The following is a 21,440-nucleotide window of genomic DNA, read 5'->3' on the forward strand; positions in this document are numbered from 1 at the left end:
AATGACACAACACAAAGAATCACTCTTCTTTAGTTTTTATAAAAAATTAATATTGGAGCACCCTTTAGCGAGTCTCATCTTTGTCTTTATATTGACCTTACTAGCCGCGAGCCAGTTGCCGAAATTTCGCCTCGACGCCTCGGGCGAGTCTTTAACGCTTGAAAACGATAAGTCGATTGACTATTACCGACAAGTTAATGAAAAGTATGGCTCCGACGACTTCCTGATTATTACCTGGCAGCCCAAACAGGGCCTGATCAGCGACCAGTCTATTAATGGATTAAAGAAGCTTACGGCCGAGCTTCAAGACATCGAAACAGTTTCTCACGTCAATAGTATTCTGAACGTTCCTTTACTTGGCAACGTGACGCTTGATACTGATGCATTAGGCGAAGAGATCCCCACGCTTACTAGCCCCAGCACTGATCGTAAAGAAGCGCTAAAAGAATTTTCCACGAGTCCTATCTACAAAAACTTGTTGGTTGGTGAAGATGGCGACACCAGCGCCATTCAAATCAACTTTAGGCGTGACGAAAAGTATTTTTCACTACTCGATGCTCGCGATGCACTTAGAGCCAAAGCGAAGTCAGAACAACTCTCCAGCACTGAAAAAGAAGAATTATCGCAGTTAGAAAAACAGTTTGATGCTTATAGTAAGCAGGCCTCTGAAAGAACTAGCGCCATCATCGCAGACGTTAGAGCAATCATGCAGGATTATCGTGATATAGCGACCATGCACTTAGGCGGTATTTCGATGATTACCAATGACATGCTGACTTTTATCCAGCATGACATTACCGTATTCGGCGTCGGCATTCTGCTCTTTATTATGCTCGCCCTATTTGTGTTCTTTGGCAAGATACGTTGGGTATTGTTGCCGCTTACTTCCTGTGTTATTACCGTTATCATGCTTGCCGGCTTACTGAGCTTCCTTGATTGGCGAATTACGGTTATTTCATCAAACTTCCCAGCGATTCTTCTGATTGTGATTTTAGCGCTGAATGTCCACCTTGCCGTTTATTACCGAGACTATATATCAGCGAACCCAGATTCAGAGCAAGAACTTCGCATCTCGACCACATTAAAGACCATGTTCTGGCCTTGTTTTTATACAGCCCTAACCACTATCGTCGCATTTATCTCGTTGCTGATTAGCGGTATTCGTCCTGTGATCGACTTTGGCTGGATCATGACGATCGGTATCGTGCTCGGCTTTATCACTACCTTTATTATTTTTCCAAGCTTTATACAGCTACTTAAAAAAGATAGTCACACTAGTGGTAGTAGTATTACTTATAAGATAACAAACTGGATCTATAGCTTTACCGTAAACTACAAAGCGCTAATCTTTGTAGTTACCGTCGGAATAATCGGTTTTAGCGCTTATGGCATAACCCAGCTCAAAGTTGAAAACCGATTTATTGACTACTTTAAGCCAAGCACTGAAATTTATCAGGGCATGACGGTAATCGACAAAAAGCTCGGCGGTACAACCCCTCTAGACATTATTATCGACAAGGGTCATGAAGCCTCACTAGTTGCTGATGATGAGTTTGAAGACGAGTTTGGCGATGAGTTCGACAGCGGTATCTATGATCCTGGTTACTGGTTTACTGGCGCTAGGTTAAAGCAAGTCGAACGCATTCATGACTTTATCGATAGCTTAGGTGTAACAGGCAAGGTTCAGTCGATTGCAACTTATGCCAAAGTCTTGGAGCAAATGAACGGCGGCGACTATCCTGATGAGCTAACGATGAGCTTAGTGCATCAAAAAACCCCTGAAGACGTTCGCTCAGTACTGATGTCACCCTATCTTTCAGAAGAAGGTGATCAGGTCCGTATTAATATTCGCGTACAAGAAACTAACCATGATTTAAAGCGTGCCGATCTAATTAATACGATTAACGACTATATTGTTAAAGAAGAAGGCATTGTTCAAGAACGTGTCCACTTTACGGGCATGTTAGTGCTTTACAACAATATGCTCGAAAGCTTGTTCGACTCACAAATCAAAACGATTGGAGCTGTATATCTAGCTATCTTGTTGATGTTTGTTGTCCTATTCCGCTCAATGGTCTTAGCCGTATTAGCAACTATTCCGAATGCACTGTCTGCGGCTCTGGTACTCGGTATTATGGGCTGGGCGGGCATACCTATGGATATGATGACGATTACTATTGCCGCCATTGTTATCGGTATCGCGGTCGATAACTCTATTCACTATGTGCATCGATTTAAAGCTGAGTTCGCCAAAGATCATGATTACTTAGCCACTATGAAACGCTGCCACGGTAGTATCGGTAAAGCTATTTACTACACTGGCGTCACCATTATCTTTGGCTTTGCGATATTGGCTCTATCAGAATTCATTCCATCGATTTATTTTGGCCTACTAACTGGTTTGGCTATGGCAGTAGCACTATTCCTGAACCTAACCTTGTTACCGTTATTACTTATTACAACTAAGCCATTAAAGTCATAAGCATAAAAAAAGCCGTGAAAACACGGCTTTTTCTTTTCTCTATCTATTAACGTTTGCGTCTTAGCACTGAGCTCGCTGCTAATAACAAGATTAGCCATAAGCTTGTACTACCACCACCGCCAGAAGATTTTTTCTGCACGCTAATGCTTTTAGTTACAACCTTTTCTACGCCAGTGCTATCGGTCACTTTTAATTCAACAGTGTAAGCACCACTTTCTGCATAAGTGTGACTTGGTGAGGCACTTGTAGAGCTACTACCATCACCAAAGTTCCAAGCATAACTATAACTACCGTCACCGCCACTAACACTTGAAGTGAAGCTTGCTTTCAGACCATCTGCTGAAGAATTGAATGAAGCGTTCATTGGTGCAACTACCGATACAGACTTGGTCGATTCAACTTGCTGCTTATCCGCACTTGTCACTACTAAAGTAATAGTATAATCACCAGTGTTTGCATAAGTATGTTGTCCAGTCGCTTCAGCACTTGTAGTGCCGTCACCAAAGTTCCAGGCATAACTGTAATCAGCTGCACCGCCAGCGATATTGCTTGAAACCGATACCGTAGCACCATCAACAGCCGTGATAACTTCAACTTGTAAAGCATCTGCAATGCTCACTTGCTTTGTTTTTGAGTGAACGGTAGCTTCGCCATCGGTAACCGTTAACGTTACATCATAAACACCGCTCTGCGCATAGCTGTGAGTTGGCGCTTTATCCGTAGAAGTCGCCGAACCATCCCCAAAGTCCCATAAGTAACTGTAGTTTTTGTCACCGCCTACAGTGCTATCTGTGAATGTTACCGTTTGATAATCAACATCAAAGTTAAAGTTTGCTACAAGCTCTGCTGAAGCCTTCGAGATTTCAACCGTGGCAGTGCTACTATCAGACGCTTGAGCCTTTACTTCGATAGTTAAACCATTCACTGGTAGGACTAAGCCTGACTGTGGCTGCTCTGGCAATGAATAATCCAAGCTATCATCAAATTTGGCTGTTGGGCTTAGGTGCGAATCACCGCTGTAGTTCTTTTGGGTATAAAGGCCGAAAGCAGCGTCTATTACTTGTAGCGTAGAGCTTGCGATCACACCATTTCGCATTACTGGATTCTGATCAGCATCAACAACGCCTAGGAAACCATGACCTGGATGCTCTTCGACTTTATTATCGCTGTAAGCTTCGTCAGCGAACCATACTAAAACACCTGGTGTATAAACTGTTTTAGCTAAACCTTCGTCTTGGCCATTCGAGCTACGCAGTTGTACCCAGTAGTTTTGTGGCTTACCTGGCTTAGTACTACCGACACGCAAGAATCCATTTAATGTAACTTGTCCGTCAGTTTCAGCGCCATCGTTATAGAAGTCAGCTCCGTTGTTGAGTGCGATATCATCTACCACCAAACCGTAACCACCCACTGCTGGATCTGTCACATAAGTGATTTCAATTGTCACTGACTGCCCAGCATAGGCTGACAAGTCAAAATTTAAGTCTACCCAGCCTAAGGCGCCTTCAGCCCCTGAAATATCCTTTGACGCGCCAGTGATAAAGTTAGTGACGTTATGGTATTGGTTAGTAGCCTTAGTATGGTTCCCGGCCACAGCAGTACCGTTAACCAACACCTGTGCGTAATCATAATCCACTTCTATATCCCAGCGTGCTTTCATACTCAAGCTGGTAGTTCCAGAAGCCGGAATGTTAGCGTTGAATGAAAGGCTGTTGTCCATGTAGTGGCCTTCATTCGAATAATATTGGTAATTACCTGTATATGGGGCATCAAATTCAACATGAGTCGGTGGCACATCAATTCTGATTTGGTTAATGCCACTATCATGATTAACAGCTTCAACCAAGTCGATAGTTCTTGAGCCCGGCTCCATTGCGTCAAAGTTAATGACTTCTTCGTTAATCCAGTTACCACCAAAAACGGTCTGGAAATAAGATCTGGCATAAGGACTAAAACCTGTAGGTTGGGTACCCGCAATGTCACCCGCCCAGCTACCACCAGCCATTACAGACCAGTAAGCCACTGGCGAACCAATTTCGGAACCATCAATATCATACTCGTCAGGTACGCCAAGATCATGTCCAAACTCGTGCACCACAACACCCGTTGCTGCATCAATTGGCTGAATGGTGTAACCGAATAGTTTTTTACCAGTACCAGGAATGGTATAACCATTGGTATTCGTATCTACATAGAAACGGTGTGACCAAATCGCATCACTGGCTAAGCTACCGCCACCGGCTTCTTCACCAATGCTTGAATGATAAACCATCACGTGATCGATCATGCCGTCCGGCTCGTTCACATTGCCATTACCGTTTAAGTCATAGGGATCCTCAATGTCATACTCATCAAGGTTGATATTATTAGCTGCAACAGCTTTAGTAACCGCTTCTTTTATAAGCTCCGGTACGTTTTTGTCATTATCAGTATCGGCATCATTCTCGCCATAGTACTTAGCGTTATTGTCAGCAGTGACCCAACCGAATGTTTGCCCTGAAAAATTAAAAGTACCGCCAGATTCGTTTTGATAATACTGGTAACCGGAGGTTAGGTTTTGGCCGCTAGGTCCTGTAAAACCTGTCGTCGAGAACATCAGATCTTGATAGTGTGACACCGGATAGGAGCTGTAATACATGTCCGTATCACTAGCGGTTAAGCCATGTGCATCATGCTTTAAGTCTGGGAAATCAATCAATACGGCTAACACTTTAACCGTTGTATTCTGACCATTCTTTTGCGCTAGAACCTGACCACTCTTGTAATTGGAGTGATTCTTTTGAAGTCTAACTTGCTCCAACTTCGGTCCTTTGACAGAACTATTACTCATGTCACCAAGATAGGCCTTGATGGCATTTTGACGCTCTTCTTCAGTCGCAGTAGGCTTTATTTCTCCTCTCTGCTCCATCCAATAAAGGATGCGCTCTTGGTTTACGATAGCAGGGTCCTTCGGCGTAACTGAAGTCTCTGCACTATTGATGGCCAAACTAACACTTGGTGTTAGCGCTGCTGCAAGCAAGCCGGTTAATAGCTTAATTTTCATCATTATTTTCCTTTGATACATTGCGTATAAGCTGAGTTTTTCTTGTTAATATAATCACGAATAATCTGTTCTTTTTGCTGCTTTGTCATACCATCCTTGATTAGGCCTTTTTGTTTAAGCATTGGCTCTAATTTCCATATATTCTGTGGTGCAGGAGGACTGGTACAAATTCTATTTCTTATTGTGCCACTCCCCTCTGAGGTCGATTCTTCTTGGCTTGATTGGATTTCTGATGAGTTTGAAGAAATATGTGGAGACTTATTATCAGTTTGATTTGCACAGGCTAATACTAAGAAGACCGCTAAGCTAGGAATTACGTTTTTTATCATTTGATTATTATTGTTATGTGGCTTAATCAGTTATTAAAAGTAAATTGTCGATTTCGTGCAAGCAAAAAACCACAGAAACACACTTTGTTACATTTTGCTACTTTGTACACTTTCAGGCTACTTTAAGCGGAGATAGCCCAGCGTTGACTAACTTTTATTAAATAATATAACTGCTAGAAGCGCTCTATATAGTCGATTGGCCACAAAAAAGGCGCTAATAGCGCCTTATAATTTGAGTAAGTGGCAAAGTTCTAGGCTAATCAATTAGTGCCATTTGGTTTTGATCACGAAGTTCTAACTGCTCTACTTTGTAAGGTGCGGTCGTGCCAGATTGAGCTAGAATTTTAGGATCGAACTTCATCATAATGGCGCCCTCTCCAGCCGCTAAGTTAGCAGCACTGTGCGTCATCATGACTGGCTTAAGACTGCCATCCTCTGTCGTGCCGTATAAAATCGCACGAACTTCATATCGACCATCGACTTTGGCATTGACTGGAATAGTCGCCACTGGGCTTTGCTTTTGTCCAGACACCACAGGCTTTGCTGAGATGCTTGCTGTTTTTTGTGCAAAAGCAAAAGGTAGCTGCCCGTTACGCTGCACTAACTGTCCACCGACTTTAGCTTTGACTTCAGTATGCAGCTCCCAAAGCGCGCCAGGGATCGAGTCAGCCGTCATATCAAGTGGCTTATTAAGGACATATCCCTCTTTTGAAGGACTAAAGCTTACTTTATGAGCTTTACCGGATGGTGATACCAACTTTCCTTTAATCGCAACTATCTTTTCAGCTCTTCCAAGGTTAAAAACCTTAGCGTCAACTTTTAAAGCCTGCCCTTTTAGATAATTACTTTTGTTTGCGGTTAGGTGCATCTCCGTATCGCTATTTTTTTCGAATACATTGACACGGTATTTAGCATGACTGGCTATGACATTATCCGCTTTAAGAGTAAAAGTTCCGGCTCCTAAGCTGTCATCAAGCTTAAAACCAGTAGTGCCCTGCTGAAAACCCATGCCATTTTTTTGCATGACATCGCTACTGACCAGTGTATCGAATGCTTTGCCATGCTTATACAACTTTCCTGTTGAGGTTTTTACTGATAATTGCTCTGGCTCAACAGCGCTTTTACCATCAAAAGCAGAAATACGCACTAAAGCACCTTTTGCGCTGAAGTTTAGTGGGACACCTGATTTAAGTTGCGCACCACTGACATCTAGTTGATATTGACGACTTTGAACATGCGCTTGCTTTTGTGAAAAGTCGAGCTGGTTGATATCTGAAATAGGAAAGCTATAACTGACGCTTTTCAATTCGCGTTCGCTATCCGGGAATGTGGGTGTCGCCGGCTGACTAATTCCTGTATAAGCATTACTGCGATCGGACTTACTCGTTAGATTCTCGTTTGCCATCGAAGCGCCAGAAAGTGAAATAATAATAGATGTTAAAAGTATAGTTTTCATGACAACTCCTTAAATTCTGTTACGCAGAAAGACATCTAAGCCGAAACACTTACGGCGGCTCTGTGCATGACTGAGAGGCTCGTCGCCATAAGTTTTACTTTTGTCATAAAACCAAACGGAGCCTGCGGCATTCTGCGAACTACAATTTAAGAAACCATCTGAACAACTGTCTAACCAATTTTGAGTAAACTCAAGCCCAACATTTTGCGCATAGCCACCGCAGTAACTGTCGCTATCCCAAATAGCAGATTCAACATCAGTGCCGACGACACTGCGAAATGGCTTCGGTAGCGCTGGGCGTCCTGATGTGCCGTACAACCAATTAGCGTTATAACTCGCCATCCAAGCTACTTGCTGCATACGTACGGCATCGTTTTTATAGCCAAGAAGCCAGCCTAGAGCTGACTCGAAAACATTACCATCAATCACTGCATCAGCTAGTGGTGTACCAGCGCTCGATGGCGCTAACGCAATCACTTCATCGATACGATTAATGATATTTGGATAACGACTATCCCAAGTGGGATTAGACATGATCCAACGCGTCACATTGCCACCATTGGAGTGAGTGATTAGAGTTAAGCTTGTGATATTTTTCTGGTTGATAAAAGTTGTTAACTGTCCCGCCAAACAACCCGCAGCACCTGAGGTCCACATATATTTGGTGAAATCACAATTAATAACCGTGTAGTTACTTGAGTTTGGAAGGCCTTTTACAACCGACTGAACAAAACTCCCCGTCCAGTAATCGTTGTATGCATCGCTTTGGCTACCTGTGCCATGAACAAACGCGACACCTGTATTAGCTGAAACCAATCCACTAAAGGTAAGAGCTGCGCTTAGCAGCAAGAACTTTCTAAACATCGATACCCCCTATCGCTGTTATGTGCTTGTTGTTATATCAAAGCTTAATGATCACCTAGTTGAGCAGATATGATTTTAGAAATAGCTACCCATAAGATTAACTAAGCCGAATAAATTTATAGCACCAATAGGAGAACCTGTAAAAAACGTTCGTTTTAAACTTCAAACAGAATATCTTCGAAAACATTCAAACAGATAAAGCCATGCAAGACACTTGAATGACTGCCTTTTAGCGCAAAAATCAAACAAGAAGCTGCGCACTCAAAGAGATATTCAAACAAACAAGCTTGAGCACACATCAAATATGACTTATTACTTGCATGAATGCAGAGCTTTTCGGATGTTTAGACGTCTAAGTAAGACTCGCCAGAGAGCATAAACGTGAACCAGTTAACAAAATATATTTCTCGGACAGGTGCTCAAAAAGGAAACTTTAGGGAATACAACGATTTATAGCAGGGAAATATATAAGGAGTTTGATATAAAAAAGATGGTACCAGAGGCCGGACTCGAACCGGCACACTATCGCTAGCGGGGGATTTTGAATCCCCTGTGTCTACCAATTTCACCACTCTGGCATTTTTTCTACTTCTGCTAATTACTTAGCTTAAGACATATCTTTTTGTGTGGCACCGCTCCCGACATCCTGTCTCCGCAGCACTTGTACTTGCTGTACTTCGTCTACCAATTTCACCACTCTGGCATTTCCAATTCAGTGCAAAATATGCCTGAAAGAAGCGACGCATTATAAAGCAAAAAGCTGTTTTTGCAATACTAAGAATTGCGTTTTTAAGGGCTTTCTACGTCCTTTTGTATCAAGCTAAATACATCTTCTACAGTGACATTGAAATAGTTCGCGATTTTCAGCGCAATAATGGTTGAAGGGACAAACTTACCGACCTCTATCGTACTGATCGTTTTTCGAGAAACGCCTATGGCGTCCGCCAAATCACTCTGGCTCATTCGATGTTCGGCCCGAAAAACCCGTATCCTATTATCGAGTTCAGGGTGCATAATTACTCCTCAAGCCCTTCTAAGTCATCATCGCGCGTAAGCCAAAAAAAGCTAATACTGGCCGATAATACAGCTACAGCAAACAATAATACGAAATAAAATTTTAAAGGTAGTGCCAAACTGTCCAAAAACTTTGTCGTGCCTAATAAAACAACCAAGGTTAAGGTTAAAGCAATCCAACCATTTTTAAAACTTGCCAACATTGCGCCCGAAACAAAGCTCTCCGGTTCATTTTGTACCAGAACCTTGCCAGTTAATTTTTGCTTAATCACTGGCCATAAAGAGACAAACGTTACTATCACGGTTAAAGCTGAGCCAATAATAGCAGCAAAATCTAATATTTCGTTCAAACGACCTTTCTCAGTTAATGCTTCCCATAACAAAATTAAATAAGTGACACCGCATACGAGCATCCCGCGAGCGACTCCTGTTTGGACTCTATCCACTGTTTCTGCACAATTCTTTTGACTCATAGCTGCACTCCATCCTATTAAACCCAATATATCCGCAGGTATCACAAAGGGAAATAAACACCTCTCATTGAAACCTTTAGGTATCATTATGGTAATTTAACAACTCAAGTCAAGAGATTCTTTAGAAAATAAAAAGCCCGATACAAAGATCGGGCTAAAGAACTTCTGTTAATGAAATTATAACTTGTTCATTACTTTAACTTTTTTCGGCTATAGCGCTCTTTTCGTCTTTAATAAATTGATGAATCTGATCTTCTAATACGCTTAGCGGGATCGAGCCATTGCTCAACACTGCGTCATGAAATTTGCGAATATCGAAGTGCTCACCCAGCTCTTTCTCGGCTTTAGCGCGCAATTCTAAGATCTTGAGCTCGCCCAGCTTGTAGGACAACGCTTGCGCGGGCCAGCTGATGTACCGGTCAATCTCAGTTCTGACATTAAGCGTTGAAAGCGCGGTATTGTTTTCCATCATTTCGATGGCCTTTTCACGACTCCAGCCTTTGGCATGCATGCCCGTGTCTACGACTAAACGCATGGCGCGCCACATTTCATAGGTTAAACGACCAAAGTTACTATAAGGATCTTGGTAAAAACCTGCTTCTAGGCCAAGCTTTTCGCTGTATAAGCCCCAGCCTTCGCCAAACGCTGAGATATAGGTGTTTTGTCGGAACTTAGGCAAGTCAGTTAATTCTTGCGCCAATGCAGTTTGTAAGTGATGGCCTGGCACAGCTTCGTGCAAGGTTAGCGCTTCTAAGTTATATAAAGGACGTTTATCCAGGGCATAGGTGTTTACCCAATACTCCCCTGCTCTATCGCTATCAATAGGAGCGCCCGAATAGCGCCCCGTCGTATATTTAGGTGCGATTTCTGGAGCCACAGGCACGACACCATACGGCTGACGTGGCAACTTACCAAAGAACTTAGGTAATTTGTGGTCCATCTTCTTAGAAATGTAAGCGGCTTCTTTTAACAGCTCTTCGGCAGTTTTCGGATAAAACTGCTCGTCAGTACGTAAAAAGTGTAAGAACTCTTCAAAAGTACCTTCAAAGCCGGTGGATTCAATCACCTCTTCCATCTCTTTACGAATTCGAGCGACTTCTTTTAGGCCAATCTCATGAATCTCGTCCGGCGTTAAATCCAAGGTCGTATAATGCTTAATTTGATTCTGATAGAAAGCTTCACCATCTGGGTAGTCCGTTGCAGCAATCGTTTTCTTTGCACCAGGTAAATACTCGTTCTCAAAGAACTCTAAGTAAGCTTGGTATTGGGGCACCACTTTGCTGCTTATGACTTTTGCGGCTTCTTTTTGTAAAGCTTCCTTATCTTCAGCATTGATAGAATCAGGCATTGATTCAAAAGGACGATACCACACTGTGTCTTGTGGCTTATCTTTAATGTAAACACTGATGCTGTCACTATAACCATCAAGAACTGCACGTGGTACCGTAAAGCCTCGCTCCATACCTGCTCGCATGTTGCTAACATTCTGCTCAAAGAAAGTCGGAACCGCCGACAACAAAGCGATATAGTCCTTATAGTCTTCGGCTGTTCTAAAGCGGAAGGAATTCATCAAGTAGGTAGTTTGGGCATGAAAGCCGTACTCAGAGGTTAATGGCATTTCGTAGGTTTTAAAGTCAATCTCAGCAACTTCTTGCTTTAATTGAGTCATCATCATGTCATAACTAATCTGCTCGTCTTCTAGCAAGTTGTCGCGCTTAATACTTTCCAGCTCATTAATCAGCTCTAAGAGTTTAGCTTTACGTTTTTGATAAGCTTGTGGGCTTTCATCGCGTAGCTTTCCTTTTGCCGATTCGTCACCCTCTCGCGCCGCCCACACAGGGTTTTGCGACATTCGATATTCTTGGACATCCTGAAAGAACTCTTGCAACCACTGACTATGGTCTTCGCCAGCTTGCGCGCTATAACTAAAGCTGCTTATTAAAAGAGCGCCTGAAATCATTAATGTTTTTGTAAATGTCATTTTTATACCTACTTTAATCAACAACTGACCTGTTATATCAAGAATGATCAGGCTATTAAAGCTGTTGCTAATAAATATTGCTACCATTGTTTTCAAGTAGTCGCAAAGGCTCGCTTTTGCTAGACTAGCGTCAGTTTTTTCTCAAGCAGAACCAACATGGCTAAAAATACACAACAACCTCTCATCACAACTCCAGCACCAATTACAAAAAAGCTAGGAGCTTGGTTATACGACATATTGATTAGCGTCGCGATTTGGTTCCTATGGGGCCTATTTACCTTCCCTCTGATTCATTGGATGCTAGGGGTTGATGATATGAGCGTTAACAGTGGTTGGGAAGATTCGCTAACTTACAAACTTTATTCATTATTCCCAACATTACTATTACTACTGTATTTTGTCGGGAGCCACGTCCGTTTTGGCCAAACGGTAGGCATGAGCGCTTGGAAAATCATGGTAGTGAATGACAATGGACAGCCAGTAACCCTAGGTCAAGCTTTTGCTCGAGCTGTCATCTCAATTTTCGGGATCGGCATGATTATCAGCCCGCTCAACCGAAAAAAGCTCGGTTGGCACGATATGCTCACTAAAACACGCGTTGTTGCTTTGCCCGATAAAGAAAAGAAGAAAAAATAACCCGTCACTATAGGCAAAGTACAAATTTCATAGGTTAGCACCAAATTACCCCTTAAAAATTAGCCTAAATCGACAATGTTACCGAGCAAATTGGGCAGGACAGCCCAATTTAGTCAATACGAAACAGGAGGTTTCGTTTGATGGCTCGAATAGTGATATTGACGATTTAGGGAAGCCCCCAGGGCCTAACTTTTGGGTGGACTTCTTTTGGTTACTCTTCTTGTCCACTCAAGAAAAGTAACTCGCCGAAGGTCGAAAACTTCCTTGCTAGAACTGAGATCCTTGTTGAAATATAACTACTGACTTACATCAGAATGATAAGTAACTGGGGAATGTTGTTAATGACGAGTTACCTTGGTCTGAGGGCTTGCAATAACGCACCAAGACGACACTCTAGCCCGCCCTTCTCAATAAATACCAGGCCGCTACGGCAAATATGAGTGGCGGCATTAAAGCACCAATAAAGGCTGGCAGTCCTGCCACCAGGCTCACGGGGCCAAAGGATCTTACCGCGAAGAAGTAGACCATTCCCGTCAGTACTCCCGCCAACACTCGCGCTCCCATAGAGACACTGCGCATTGGGCCAAAAATAAAGGATGCGGCAAGAATAATCATGACGGCAGTGCTAATAGGCTGAAATACTTTCTGCCAGAAAGCCAAATCGTAGTTTTGAGTCTCTAAACCATTGCTTTCTAAATAGGTTCGATACTGATAAAGATTAATCAGATTCATATTCTCAGGATCAACTCGCAAAGCTGATAAATTATCCAGACTAACTGAAGTATCCCAAGGTTGGTCGGTAAAACTAGTGCGCTCTACTTTATCAAAGCGTTTAACCGGCTTTTCCTCAGCCACGTCGTTAACATCAGAGCCCAGCTGCGTCGCAACACCACTGTGTAATACCCAACCATTGTCGGTTAACTCCGCTGAGTCCGCATTTATCATTCGCGTCAGCTCGTTCTCACGATTAAACTCATAGACCGTTACCTCGTTAAGGCGCGAGGTGCCAATCACTTCGCCCACATGCACCATATTGGCACCATCTTTGAGCCACAAGCCTTGATTACTATCAACAAACTGCTCGCCATATAAAGAACGGTTTCTTAAATTCTCAGCCATTAAGGTCGTTTTTGGCGCGACAAACTCGCCTAAGAACACCGAAAATGCGATCAGTATTAGTCCATAAGACAAAGCAGCACCAATGATTTGCCCTGTCGTTTTACCAGCCGCGCGCATCACTGTCAGCTCGCTTCGGGACGCGAGGACACCAAGGCCAGCAATAGAGCCAATAAGAATCGCCATTGGAAAGAATTCATAGATATATTGTGGCGAGAGCAACAGTGAATAAGACAGGCCATCAATAAAGGCATAAGAGCCTTTACCAAAATCACCGCTTTCGTCGATGAGGGCAAACAAAACACGAATCACAGCCAAGGTCATCAAGGTCATTAATGACGTAGCTAGAATGGTTTTACCAATATAAAACCTTAAAATGTTCATGAGTCACTCCCCTTAACAGCAGGCGTGCCATTGTTTTTGGTATTGGCGCGACCGTGTGCATAAAGCAGTCTAGCCGCTAAAAGCCCCATCACGATATAAATCGGAATAAAACCTAACCAGCCCGGGATTTTCTCTGCTTCGACCCATTTACGGAAAACAACGATTAATACGATATAGCCAATATAGACCATTAAAGCAGGCAGCATTTTGGCGAACTTCCCTTCGCGCGGTCTGACGCGACTCAATGGAATCGCCAAGAATAATAGGAAAGGCACTGATAAAGGTACCGCTAAACGCCAATGTAACTCCGCCCAGCTATCACCATCGCCAGCCTGGAATAAATCCATGGTTGGTGTGGCTGAGATTTTACGACGCGATACGATCGAGCGCTCGGCTTCTAAACGTGCGTAATAATGTTCGAACTCGGTTATTTTGCGAACATTTTTATCCGCATCCAGTTCATAAACCAGACCATCGTTGAGTTGTAAGTAATTTTTGTCCAACTCTTCATCGTAATAACGCTCGGCTGACTTAGCCGAAATAATACGCGTGTAAGGATTATTGTCCGCCGGTAATTCGGCGAGGAAGAAGTTACCTAAATGACTTGGGTTATCGGAAGAGTCTGCATAAACCACGCCCTCACCTTCCTGGAAGATTTGGAAACGTCCGGGCTCAAGCATACTGAGCTCAAGCTTGCTAGCGTGCTCATCGCGTATTTGGTAGGTGGTCTCGTTGGCCACCGGCGCTAACCATAAAGCAACCGCACCACCAATCAACGCCACCACCACAGCAATCGGAATCAATAAACTGATCAATTTTCGTTCGCTCACACCGACCGAGCGCAACACAGCCATTTCGCTATCAACGTAGAGTCGACTAAAAGCTAATAAACACCCCAAGAAAAACGCCAATGGCAATAAAAACCCTAGTAAAACAGGCGAGTACAACAAAACCATCTGCCACACCATGGTGCCAGTGATATCACCGGAAGCGGCTTGAGCTAAGTATTTAACGATGCGTTGGCTAAGAAATATAGCAAACAACACCCCTAAAATTGCTAAGGTGCTAGTGAAGACTTCACGATTTAAATAACGACTTAATATCAAGGTTTTCTCATACCCTTACCCCATTGATTTACTGGTATTTGTGAGCATATCAGTTAAACTATGGGCACGGTTTATGCCAATATCGGCATTATAAACGAAAATTAACAATTTGCAGGTGATCTATGGAATTCTTTGTAAAGAGTGGTAACCCAGAAAAACAAAAAACAGGTTGCTTAATCGTAGGCGTATTCGAATCTCGAAAACTATCTGCTCCAGCGCAACAAATTGACGACATTAGCGAAGGCTATATCAACGCTATCGTTAAGCGTGGCGATATGGAAGGTAAGTTTGGTCAAACTTTATTACTACACAACGTGCCTGGCACGAGCTGTGATCGCGTATTATTAGTTGGCTGTGGTAAAGAGCGTGAATTTGACGCGATTAAATACAAGAAAATTAGTGGCAAAGTTATCAAGTTATTGAACGAAACTGGTGCTACTGAAGCGATTAACACACTACCTTTACTTAACATCAAAGGCCAAGAGCTTTACTCGAAAGTGCGCTTTGCCGTTGAAGCTGCAAACAATAGCCTTTACCTTTTCGAGCAGTTAAAAAGCGAGAAATCAGAAACTCGTCGTCCACTGCGCAAAATGACTTTATTCATCGAGTCGCGTGCTGACTTAGCCGAAGGCGAGAAAGCCATCAACCACGCTTGCGCTATTACAGCGGGGCAATCGTTGACGCGTGATTTAGCAAACCTTCCTGGTAATATTTGTAACCCGACTTACCTTGCTAACTTGGCGGAAGATCTGGCCAAAGAATATTCTTCGCTAAACACCAATATCCTCGACGAGTCTGAACTAAAAGAAATGGGCGCTGGCGCTTTTGTTTCTGTATCACAAGGTTCCGATCAACCAGGCAAGTTAATTTGCATGGAATACAACGGCGGCGACAAAGGTGACAAGCCTTTAGTCTTTGTCGGCAAAGGTATTACCTTCGACACTGGTGGTATTTCATTAAAGCCAGGCGCTGGTATGGACGAGATGAAGTTCGATATGGGTGGCGCAGCTTCGGTTTTCGGTTTAATTAAGTCAGTTTCAGAAATGGGCTTACCGATTAACGTTGTAGGTGTGGTTGCTGCCGCAGAAAACATGCCAAGCGGCGGTGCATCACGTCCTGGTGATGTGGTGACGTCTTTATCAGGCAAAACTATTGAAATTCTCAACACTGATGCCGAAGGCCGATTGGTGCTTTGCGACGCCTTAACCTATGTTGAAAAATACGACCCTGAAATCGTTATTGATATCGCAACCTTAACCGGTGCCGTGATTATCGCGCTAGGTCACGAAGCTTCAGGCGTCATGAGTAACAACAATGCGCTAGCTAACGAAATCGAAAACGCCAGCGACATGGCGAATGACCGTGTGTGGCGCTTACCTATCTGGGACGAGTATCACGAACAGCTTAAGAGTAACGTCGCTGACTTTACTAACTTAGGCGGTCGTCCAGCAGGCACGATTACGGCGGGCTGTTTCCTTTCTAAGTTCACTAAAAAGTATCGTTGGGCGCATATCGATATTGCCGGTACTGCTTGGAAATCAGGCGCAGATAAAGGTGCCACAGGTCGTCCTGTACCGCTACTGTCGCAAATCGTTATCAACCGCGCAAAGTAAGGTCACATCAGTATGACCCAAGTAGGTTTCCACTTACTGGAAAGTCAGTCAGGCGAAGAAGCTTATCTTCGCCTGATTGGTAAATGCGTCCAAAGCTTGTACAAGCAAGGACGCAAAGTGTATATCCATGCCAAAGATGAAGCACAAGCACACGCCGTTGATGAGTGGCTTTGGAGCCAAGAACTAACGGAGTTTGTGCCACATAACATCGTCGGCGAAGGTCCGAACAAGCCACCGCCAGTGCAAATTGGTTATGCAACATCGGAGCAAAACCCGCCAGAAAACCAACATGATTGTCTGGTTAACCTAAGCGGCGAGGTTCAACCCTTCTTCAGCTACTTTCTGAAATGCTTTGAAATCGTACCTAACGAGGACAAAGACAAAGAGCTAGCCCGTGAGCGTTATAAGTTTTACCGAGGGCGTGGCTACCCCCTAGACCACAAGAAGTATTAAGGGGTAAGCACTTTGCGACTCGCCCCCATCACTAGAGGAAGCATTGTTCTCGCCTTGAGCAACATGGTTCCACTACTGGGGGTACTTCTAGGCTACTGGAACGCCTTCGATATTATCTTTCTCTACTGGTTCGAAAACATTATTATCGGACTATTTGCTGTAGCACGAATGACCATCCGTCCCGATAATGCACCACTTTTCGTTGCTGGTGGTCTTTTCGCGGCGGGATTTTTCTGTCTCCATTACGGCTTTTTTACTTATGGTCACGGTGTTTTCGTTACCAGTTTCTTTGAAGAACAACTTTTACAGAATTCAGAGAGCTTAAATCGAGGTTTAACTGATATAGTCAGTTATATGCTATCCCAACGAGCTGTGCAGCTTGTTATTGTTGCCATGTTTATCGCACACTTAACAGACTTTGTTATTGCCTATAAAAATAAGACCATTGATACGGTTTCCATGGAAATGACCAAGCCTTACAAGCGTATTATCGTTTTACACATCGCAATAATACTCGGTGGTTTCTTTGCCTTGAAATTTGGTCACACCGTTAGTGTCGCCGTGGTAATGATCGGACTTAAAGCTTATTTTGATTTGAGGCCACCAAATCGAATAAAAACAAAGCTGTAAACCAGTCACTGTCCGAACAAAAAATTAAAGAAAAGATTGCAAAACAGTTAGAAAACCCTGAAATTAAGATAAACGGAAAGACCTATAGGTTTGATACTGTTGAAGAAATGGTTAATTCCGATGTCTACAAAAAGCATTCAAAGTGGCTTTTTTGGCTTATGCCTAAAGACAAACGATTGATTTATGAACAATTGCTTCAACATGCAATCGAACAAGAGCGGCAAAGCAAAAAGTCTAGCGACTCTTTAGAACAAAAAGATATATAAGGATTCAAAAATTATAGTATCTAAAAGCCCCTCTTATTCCTTATAGTAATACGCTATATAGGTTCAATGAAGTATTAGGCAACACCCTAGGAGCATTATGAAAGGTTTTACGAGCTACGCGATAAAGAATTTAAAAAGCACTGGCAGTATAGCTCGTAGCTCAAAATTCCTTGCAAGAAACTTAGCAAAACAAGTTCCAACAGACGCTAAAACGATTGTAGAGCTTGGCGCGGGCGATGGCATCATTACACGTGAATTACTGAAATATATGCCACAACAAGCCCATCTAACCTCCTATGAAATCTCCGAGGAATTGCTCGCCCTACTACAACGCATTGACCACCCTAGATTTAGCTTAAAACACAGTTCAGCCATGGATATTGTTCAAGACTTTGCAATCGATAGTGTCGACTGTTTAGTATCATGCTTACCACTGGCCTTATTTCCGCTGGAAATGAAGCACGAACTATTGACCCATATTCGATCTGTGCTAAAACCCAACGGACTTTTCTTACAATACCAATACTGGTTAAGCGATAAACAGCTGATCAAAGAATATTTTCCACACCTAAAGACTAATTGGGTACCACTAAACCTACCGCCATCCTTTGTCTATACCGGAACTGCGCCAAATAGTGAGCTAGTGGCCGAGTAGTTTATCTGACCGGTGATTCGGCTCATTTCGTGTCATAGCCTCAATATCTCTTCGAAATCTCACTAAATTTCCACACAGATATAGATATATAGCGTACAAGCGTTATAATTCAAGGCTTTATTACTGAAACTGCAGATACCACGAATTGACCATGGATAAAGCATATAACCCGCAAGCAATCGAGCAAGAAACCTACAAAAAGTGGGAAGATAACGACTACTTCTCGCCAAAAGGCGGCAGTAAAGACAATGACGACAGTTATTGCATCATGATCCCGCCACCAAACGTCACTGGTAGCTTGCACATGGGCCACGCTTTCCAACATACCATCATGGACGCGCTTACCCGATATAACCGCATGAAAGGGAAAAACACCCTTTGGCAGCCGGGCTCAGATCACGCAGGTATCGCGACCCAGATGGTGGTAGAGCGTTTGCTCGACCGCGAAGGTAAAACTCGCCATGATTTAGGCCGTGAAGCCTTTGTCGATCGTATTTGGGATTGGAAAGAAGAGTCTGGCGGCACCATTACCAAGCAGATGCGTCGTATGGGCGACTCTTGTGACTGGTCGCGCGAAGCTTTCACCATGGATGATGATTTATCAGAAGCAGTTTTAGAAACTTTCGTTCGCTTACACGAAGAAGGTTTAATCTACCGCGGCGATCGCTTAGTGAACTGGGATCCAAAACTCCTGACCGCAGTATCTGACCTAGAAGTTGAATCGCACGAAGAGAACGGCCACCTTTGGCACATGCGCTATCCGCTTAGCGATGGCTCAGGTCATATCATCATCGCCACAACTCGTCCAGAAACAATGCTTGGCGACAGTGCGGTAGCAGTGCATCCTGATGATGAGCGCTATCAACACCAGATTGGCAAAACGATTGATTTACCACTAACAGGACGTCAAATCCCGATTATTGCCGACGACTATGTTGAAAAAGATTTTGGTAGTGGTTGCGTAAAAATCACTCCAGCGCATGACTTCAACGACTACGAAATGGGTCAACGTCATAATCTAGAAATGATCAATATCCTAACGCCAACAGCTCAGATTAACGATAACGCACCTGAAGCTTATCGTGGCCTAGATCGCTATGAAGCACGTAAGAAAATCGTTGAAGACTTTGAAGCTCTAGGCTTAATGGAAAAAATTGAGCCACACAAATTAAAAGTGCCTCGAGGAGACCGCAGTGGCGTTGTTATCGAGCCTTACTTAACGCCTCAGTGGTACGTCAAAATTGCCCCACTCGCAGAGCCTGCACTTAAAGCGGTTAAAGATGGCGACATCAAATTTGTACCAGAAAATTGGTCGAACACTTACTACCATTGGATGGAAAACATTCAAGACTGGTGTATTAGCCGCCAGCTGTGGTGGGGCCATCAGATCCCAGCTTGGTACGACAACAAAGGCGAAGTTTATGTTGGCCGTAGTGAAGAAGAAGTTCGTGAAAAATATAACCTTGGTGATATCGAATTACGTCGCGATGAAGACGTTCTAGATACTTGGTTTTCTTCCGCGCTTTGGCCTTTTGCGACATTAGGCTGGCCTGAAGAAACGTCTGAACTAGAAACCTTCTTACCAACCAGCGTGTTGGTTACAGGTTTCGACATCATCTTCTTCTGGGTTGCCAGAATGATTATGATGGGCTTGAAATTTACCGGCAAAATACCGTTCAAAGAGATCTACATTACTGGCTTGATTCGTGACGAACAAGGCCAAAAAATGTCGAAGTCAAAAGGTAACGTACTCGACCCAATCGACATCATCGACGGTATTGAGCTTGAGACGCTGGTCGAGAAACGCACTACCGGCATGATGAATCCAAAAGCCGCCGAGAAGATCGCTAAGCGTACTCGCAAGCAATTCCCAGACGGCATTGAAGCTTATGGTACTGACGCTATGCGCTTTACATTCTGCGCCATGGCATCTACCTCTCGTGACATCAACTTCGACTTAAACCGAGTAGAAGGCTACCGTAACTTCTGTAATAAAATATGGAACGCTGCGCGCTATGTGTTGATGAACACTGAAGAGCAAGATACCGGTTTAACAAACAAGGATATGGAGTTCAGCTTAGCCGATCGCTGGATCAAGAGTGAGCTACAAAAAACCATTAGTGAGTATGACAAAGCTATTGAAACTTACCGCTTTGATATTGCCGCTAACGTTTTGTATGACTTTACTTGGAATACCTACTGCGACTGGTACTTAGAGCTTTCTAAGCCAGTTCTTTATAGCGATGAGTACGCAGAAGCGGCTAAACGCGGTACTCGTAACACACTAGTTTCTGTGCTCGATTCATTAATGCGCTTATTGCACCCGTTCATGCCATTTATCACAGAAGAAATCTGGCAGAAAGTTGCGCCATTGGCTGGCACATTTGACAGCGAGCGTCCAAGCATCATGCTACAGGACTTCCCACAAGAAGATTCGAACCTAGTCGACGCACAAGCGAAGCAAGATATCGAGTGGTTAAAGAAGATCATTGTTGGCGTCCGCAATATACGTGGCGAGATGAATATTGCACCAGGTAAACCACTAGATGTGATGTTCCGAAATGGCTCTGACAGCGACAAAGAGCGTCTTGATAGCAACAAAACCTTCTTATCAAAACTTGCTAAGTTAGAGTCTATAAAGTGGCTTGAAGCAGGCGATGAAGCTCCTATGTCAGCAACTGCATTAGCGGGTAACATGGAGATCCTAATTCCAATGGCAGGCCTGATAGACGTTGAGCAAGAATTAGCTCGCCTTGATAAAGAGTCTGAGAAGTTAGAAAAAGACTTACAGCGAATTTCCGGTAAGTTAAACAACTCAAACTTTACCGATAAAGCACCACAAGCTGTTGTCGAGAAAGAGCAAGCTAAGCTTGCCGAAGTTGAATCAACTTTGAAAAAGATTGAAAAACAACGACAACAACTTAAAAGCCTGTAATTAA

General features: G+C 43.4%; 16 protein-coding genes and 1 tRNA gene. 7 read left to right on the top strand and 10 right to left on the bottom strand.

Features of this window, described 5'->3' with window-relative positions:
• Position 1 precedes the first annotated feature (1 nt).
• Complete coding sequence (locus DL796_RS06625) at positions 2-2,482, top strand: efflux RND transporter permease subunit (protein WP_110200928.1); 2,481 nt, start codon at positions 2-4, stop codon at positions 2,480-2,482.
• A 46-nt stretch (positions 2,483-2,528) separates the two neighbouring features.
• Here the strand turns inward: DL796_RS06625 and DL796_RS11705 are convergent, their stop codons facing one another.
• The 8 genes from DL796_RS11705 to DL796_RS06675 form a co-directional block, all read right to left on the bottom strand.
• Positions 2,529-5,528: an immune inhibitor A domain-containing protein gene (locus DL796_RS11705; protein WP_170114228.1), complete on the bottom strand. Its 3,000-nt coding sequence runs from the start codon at positions 5,526-5,528 to the stop codon at positions 2,529-2,531.
• The gene (locus DL796_RS06645) at positions 5,528-5,854 is read right to left on the bottom strand and encodes a hypothetical protein (protein ID WP_110200930.1); all 327 of its coding nucleotides are present in this window, start codon (positions 5,852-5,854) and stop codon (positions 5,528-5,530) included. Before DL796_RS06645 ends, DL796_RS11705 begins: the two co-directional genes overlap by 1 nt.
• Before the next feature lie 256 nt (positions 5,855-6,110).
• Positions 6,111-7,310 carry a DUF4785 domain-containing protein gene (locus DL796_RS06650; RefSeq protein ID WP_110200931.1) on the bottom strand — a complete coding sequence of 400 codons (1,200 nt, stop codon included), beginning with the start codon at positions 7,308-7,310 and terminating at the stop codon, positions 6,111-6,113.
• Positions 7,311-7,319: 9 nt separating this feature from the next.
• The gene (locus DL796_RS06655) at positions 7,320-8,174 is read right to left on the bottom strand and encodes a lipase family protein (RefSeq protein ID WP_110200932.1); all 855 of its coding nucleotides are present in this window, start codon (positions 8,172-8,174) and stop codon (positions 7,320-7,322) included.
• A gap of 491 nt (positions 8,175-8,665) precedes the next feature.
• Positions 8,666-8,752, bottom strand: a tRNA-Leu gene (locus DL796_RS06660).
• A gap of 211 nt (positions 8,753-8,963) precedes the next feature.
• A complete protein-coding gene (locus DL796_RS06665) occupies positions 8,964-9,188 on the bottom strand; it encodes a helix-turn-helix transcriptional regulator (protein ID WP_110200933.1) in 225 nt (74 codons plus the stop codon).
• Positions 9,189-9,190: 2 nt separating this feature from the next.
• The gene (locus DL796_RS06670) at positions 9,191-9,748 is read right to left on the bottom strand and encodes a hypothetical protein (protein ID WP_227593005.1); all 558 of its coding nucleotides are present in this window, start codon (positions 9,746-9,748) and stop codon (positions 9,191-9,193) included.
• Positions 9,749-9,857: 109 nt separating this feature from the next.
• Positions 9,858-11,642, bottom strand: a complete 1,785-nt coding sequence (locus tag DL796_RS06675) for a DUF885 domain-containing protein (RefSeq protein WP_110201343.1) — start codon at positions 11,640-11,642, stop codon at positions 9,858-9,860.
• A gap of 156 nt (positions 11,643-11,798) precedes the next feature.
• Between DL796_RS06675 and DL796_RS06680 the strand changes: the two genes are divergently transcribed.
• The gene (locus tag DL796_RS06680; protein ID WP_110200935.1) at positions 11,799-12,278 is read left to right on the top strand and encodes an RDD family protein; all 480 of its coding nucleotides are present in this window, start codon (positions 11,799-11,801) and stop codon (positions 12,276-12,278) included.
• Positions 12,279-12,671: 393 nt separating this feature from the next.
• Here DL796_RS06680 and lptG read toward each other — a convergent pair whose 3' ends face one another.
• Positions 12,672-13,778 (bottom strand): LPS export ABC transporter permease LptG, encoded by a 1,107-nt coding sequence (gene lptG, locus DL796_RS06685; protein ID WP_110200936.1) that lies wholly within the window; start codon positions 13,776-13,778, stop codon positions 12,672-12,674.
• Entirely contained in the window at positions 13,775-14,884 is a 1,110-nt protein-coding gene (gene lptF, locus DL796_RS06690; RefSeq protein ID WP_110200937.1) for an LPS export ABC transporter permease LptF, read from the bottom strand. Before lptF ends, lptG begins: the two co-directional genes overlap by 4 nt.
• Positions 14,885-15,006: 122 nt before the next feature.
• On the opposite strand from lptF, the gene DL796_RS06695 reads away from it, so the two are divergent.
• The 5 genes from DL796_RS06695 (at position 15,007) to DL796_RS06715 (ending at position 21,436) form a co-directional block, all read left to right on the top strand.
• A complete protein-coding gene (locus tag DL796_RS06695) occupies positions 15,007-16,497 on the top strand; it encodes a leucyl aminopeptidase (protein ID WP_110200938.1) in 1,491 nt (496 codons plus the stop codon).
• A 12-nt stretch (positions 16,498-16,509) separates the two neighbouring features.
• Positions 16,510-16,950: a DNA polymerase III subunit chi gene (locus tag DL796_RS06700; protein WP_110200939.1), complete on the top strand. Its 441-nt coding sequence runs from the start codon at positions 16,510-16,512 to the stop codon at positions 16,948-16,950.
• Positions 16,951-16,962: 12 nt separating this feature from the next.
• Positions 16,963-17,580 (top strand): DUF6498-containing protein, encoded by a 618-nt coding sequence (locus DL796_RS06705; protein WP_227593006.1) that lies wholly within the window; start codon positions 16,963-16,965, stop codon positions 17,578-17,580.
• Positions 17,581-17,943: 363 nt separating this feature from the next.
• Positions 17,944-18,501: a class I SAM-dependent methyltransferase gene (locus tag DL796_RS06710; protein WP_110200941.1), complete on the top strand. Its 558-nt coding sequence runs from the start codon at positions 17,944-17,946 to the stop codon at positions 18,499-18,501.
• A gap of 151 nt (positions 18,502-18,652) precedes the next feature.
• Positions 18,653-21,436: a valine--tRNA ligase gene (locus DL796_RS06715; protein WP_110200942.1), complete on the top strand. Its 2,784-nt coding sequence runs from the start codon at positions 18,653-18,655 to the stop codon at positions 21,434-21,436.
• Positions 21,437-21,440 lie beyond the last annotated feature (4 nt).

The organism is Kangiella spongicola (genome assembly GCF_003194565.2).
Classification (GTDB): Bacteria; Pseudomonadota; Gammaproteobacteria; order Enterobacterales; family Kangiellaceae; genus Kangiella; species Kangiella spongicola.